This is a genomic window from Anthropogastromicrobium aceti (assembly GCF_020687335.1).
GTDB lineage: Bacteria > Bacillota > Clostridia > Lachnospirales > Lachnospiraceae > Anthropogastromicrobium > Anthropogastromicrobium aceti.
The window spans coordinates 1-4,500 of sequence record NZ_JAJEQN010000081.1; the positions used below are offsets into that span (position 1 = coordinate 1).

The following is a 4,500-nucleotide window of genomic DNA, read 5'->3' on the forward strand; positions in this document are numbered from 1 at the left end:
TTTTTCATTCGTCCAAAAAATCCTTCACATGCCGAGTTATCTGGCGAACAGCCCTTTTTGGACATTGATCTTGTCAGGTCAGCTTCATCCATTCGCTGAATCCAACCGTATCCAGTGCCTGTCCCCGGCAAAAAAGTATAAATTTTATAAAAGTTCTATAAACAAAAGTTTACATTTTGTGCAGAGGAGTCTGAGCAGCAGCCCGAGAGGGTAGCGTGTTACTGCTCAGCTCAACTTATCAAGAGAGTGAAAAAATAGGATGACAACGGTTGTATTTAGTGCTATACTTAGTTCAGTGTCAAGGGTAAGTATACCTCATTAAATATGTCCAAAATGTTAACATGCACGAAAAACTGCTGTTGTCAGAATATTCTGACAAATATCTGCAAAAACAGGCTCTGGAAACCGCATAAAACCTAGGTTTTTGAAGGGGTACCGTAGAAATGAGGTATAAGCCCGAGAGGGCATTGACACACCCCAATATTTCCCAATATGGCCGTGATATCCATAGTAGAAATGAGGTATAAGCCCGAGAGGGCATTGACACTCGATTCTTTCATTGCCTTTGATAGATTAGTTTCTTCCAGTGTAGAAATGAGGTATAAGCCCGAGAGGGCATTGACACATAGTAATACATTGCATCATATGTCATTGCAAATAACGTAGAAATGAGGTATAAGCCCGAGAGGGCATTGACACGTGCAAGTTGTAAATTTTTTCCGCGACCGACAATGCCGTAGAAATGAGGTATAAGCCCGATAGTAAGGTATTGGTGTTTGTTACCAGAAAAATGATAAAAGAGTGGTGCGAAAGGCAAGTTCCCAGAAAAGTACTAGGGGATTCGCACCTCAAAAACTTAGATAATTGGTTGAAAAAAATTGGAAGGTGTGCTAATATACACCTATAAATAGCAGGTATGCATAAAAAGCATCATGAAAAATTTAAAATATTGGGCATTCTTGCCGTAACAACTCAAGCCCGAGAGGGCATTGAAACCTTCCAGAACGCTTGCGTCAAACTTGAAGACTACGTAACAACTCAAGCCCGAGAGGGCATTGAAACTTTTTAATCTCTTCCGATGTGTCAAAAATGCTTGGTAACAACTCAAGCCCGAGAGGGCATTGAAACAACTGTTGCTCAATAGCACTCGCCCAGATCTCGCCCGTAACAACTCAAGCCCGAGAGGGCATTGAAACTTTTGCAACCCCAGCAGCTTTTTTTGCGGCTCCTGCGTAACAACTCAAGCCCGAGAGGGCATTGAAACTGCTAAGTGATTATTTGTGTAGTCGATAAAAAGCGTAACAACTCAAGCCCGAGAGGGCATTGAAACTCATTACCTTAATTGCAAAGCCATCATACTCGTCGTAACAACTCAAGCCCGAGAGGGCATTGAAACGAGATAATCTGAGTCTAAGCGAGGAGGATATCCAGTAACAACTCAAGCCCGAGAGGGCATTGAAACTGATCATCCAGAAAGTCAAGTAATCCAAGCTTAGTAACAACTCAAGACATCCAGTGCCTGTCCCCGGCAACAGGGGAATCGAGTATTCGAAGAAGCCATTTAAGTTTAGCAACACAGAGGCTGGATTTGTGACATTTAAGGAATGGATCCTGGACCTCAAAGAAAGACATGAGAAGGATAAGGTGGTTTCAGGTATGGAATCGACCGGGCATTACTGGTTCAATCTTGGAAAGTTTCTACAGGATAATGAAATAAAACCGGTTCTTGTAAATCCTCATCATGTGAAAAAATCAAAAGAACTCGACGACAACAATCCGACTAAAAATGACCGTAAGGATCCGAAAGTTATAGCAGGATTAGTTAGAGAGGGATGTTACATGATCCCATACCTGCCGGATGGGATTGATGCTGATCTTAGAACAGCATCAAACATAAGATTCCAGTTAAAGGCGGAACTTACAAGAATTCAAAACAGGATCAGTCATTGGTTCAATATATTTTCCTGAATATAAGACGGTATACGGAAATCCGGATGCCAAGAGCGGAATGCTAATCATTAAAGCAGCCCAACTCCCAGAAGATATCCAGACGTTAGGTATAGATGGAGTGAACCAAATCTGGCGAGATGCGAAGTTAAGAGCAGTTGGAAAGGCGAGGGCGAAGACCCTGATAGAAGCTGCTGAGCACAGCGTTGGAAGCAAAGAATGTGCGGTGTCTGCAAGAATGGAAATCCGAATGCTTCTGGAGGACTATGAATCCAGAAATACGCGTCTACAGGAAGTTATGGTTCTAATTGAAGAACTGGTAAGAAAGATTCCGATGGCTGAAAAGCTGTTAGAGATCAAAGGAGTGGGAATCAGAACAGTGTCAGGGTTCTTTGCAGAAGTAGGTGATATCAGCCGCTTCAACAATCCGAAGGAACTGCAGAAGCTTGCAGGATTGGCATTGGTTGAAAATAGTTCGGGAAAGCACAAGGGCGAGACAACAATAAGCAGACGAGGCCGAAAGAGACTCAGATACCTGCTCTTTGAGGTTGCAATGTCGCTTGTGGCGAAGAACCCGGAGTTCAGGGAACTCCATAATTATTACACAACCAGAAGGCAGAATCCATTGAAGAAAATGCAGTCACTTATGGCAATCGCAGCCAAGCTGATATGAGTCTTTTATGCCATGCTGACTAAAGGTGTGGATTATGATCCGAAAAAGATGGTGAGTGACATCAAGAGACCGGCAGTTTATCTACAGGCTGCGTAAGAAATACAAGTAACTATAATGGAGGCTGTCATGTGGACAGCCACTGAATCAAGCAGAATGTAACAGAGAACGTCCACTGAACACAGTGCTGGAACAAGAAGCAAGTCAGTAATCAATAATACAAAGAATGAGCCAGTAGTCGGCAGGAATATTTTCTATGGGGCATGACCCCGCAAAGGAGCATAGCTGACACCCTGGTTATGGGCAGGCAGGACGAAGGAAGTTAGGACCTCTGGAGACAGAGATGATCCTGGTGGATATAGGAGGTTAGCTGCCATAGGGGGAAGGGTATACACAAGGCCAGTAAAGCGAAAATCAATGATGTTTTATTTCGTATACCATTCAACCGCTATTTCAGTACCTGATGCATCGAAATGCTCATAGCTGTGGTTTATTCACTGAGATATGAAAGGTTGAAAAACCTTGAATTTTCAATAAAAAACACTTGATTATATGATTTAGAAATATAAATGCTATGTGGGGAGAATGAGCCACTTCTTCTCCCCATGAATAGCATTTATATAAAATATGGAAACTGGACAATGAAAAAAAATTTAATAGTATTGCTTGTTTGCATGATCTTTTTTACTGGGTGTTCTTCTTTGTGTATTACTTCAAATGCAATGTCTTCTGATGAGAGTATAGTGCAAGCTTACACAGTTTCATTGGAAAAATCAAATTTACGAACATATATTGATGTATATGAAAGTCAACTTTTATATATGGAAATAGGAAGAACTGCGGTTGAATTCTTTATTTATAATTTTCAAACGGGAGAAAACCAAAGCGTTGGTCATGTTTCTGATTTTGCCTTAAAAGGCAGAAGTAATGTAATGATAGATGACATTTTATATTTTTATATCAGCACATATAGTGATAACGATATGAAAAATGTTTTGTATGCTGTAGACTTCTCAGAAATGAAAATGACACCTATATCTGAGAACCTATATTTACAAAAATTAATTCCCGTGGTTGAAATGAATAATCAAATCATTGCTTTACAGGGGAATGCTCTTTCAGATGGTTCTATGAATACTTTTCTTGAAACGATCACTAAAGATGGTGACTTTAAGCAAATTAGCATGGATTCAAGTAAGGTATATTCAACTAGTGCAGAATGTAACATAATCTATATTGACAGCGATAACGAGTATTTATATGTTCTCGAACGAGCTAAGAATAATTCTGACACGCAATATTTTTTAAATAAATATGATCTTGACTTTATTTGTGTTGGGACGATTGACATAACTTCTATTTTTCGTGATTATGAAATAACTGATAATATTGGAGTGTTTTATGCTTTTGACAATTATTTTTGCATAACCGATTATTCTGGCGTTTCCATTATATGTAAATATATCGACAAAGAAATCGAAATGCTCTTATGTGAAGCTAATTTGGAGTACATTCCTAATTCAAATAATAAAACAGGTTATGAATTGTTCTACTTGAGAAACACAAATGATATTTATCGTCTAAATAAGCAAACAGGTGCTTTGGAAATTCAAAATTATTCTATGGAAAATGAACAATTTGTTATTCGATGTGTGTTATCGTATGATAATATGCTAATGATTTCAAAATATTCACTGTCAGAAACTGATACTAAAGATAAACTCTATTTAGTGCCTTTTACAGATAATTCTTTAAGTAATTGATTTATATTATTATGTAAATAGTTTGGGGGGTGCGGACGCTTTATTGGACCTGAATTAAGCAATTCCAAGACTGCGTCTATACTCCATCGGACTCAAACCCCCTAACGACAGTTTGATCCT

At 39.2% G+C, this 4,500-nt stretch carries 1 protein-coding gene, 1 pseudogene and 1 CRISPR repeat array; the gene and the pseudogene both read left to right on the forward strand.

The annotated features are described in order from the left end of the window. The first annotated feature begins 964 nt into the window (after nt 1-964). Nucleotides 965-1,462: direct repeats of the CRISPR family, unit length 32 nt; unit sequence GTAACAACTCAAGCCCGAGAGGGCATTGAAAC. A gap of 71 nt (nt 1,463-1,533) precedes the next feature. Continuing rightward, nucleotides 1,534-2,716, forward strand: a pseudogene (locus LKD48_RS16605) (IS110 family RNA-guided transposase); the annotation flags it as partial. A gap of 542 nt (nt 2,717-3,258) precedes the next feature. Then, complete coding sequence (locus tag LKD48_RS16180) at nt 3,259-4,380, forward strand: hypothetical protein (RefSeq protein WP_308732622.1); 1,122 nt, start codon at nt 3,259-3,261, stop codon at nt 4,378-4,380. Nucleotides 4,381-4,500: the final 120 nt, after the last annotated feature.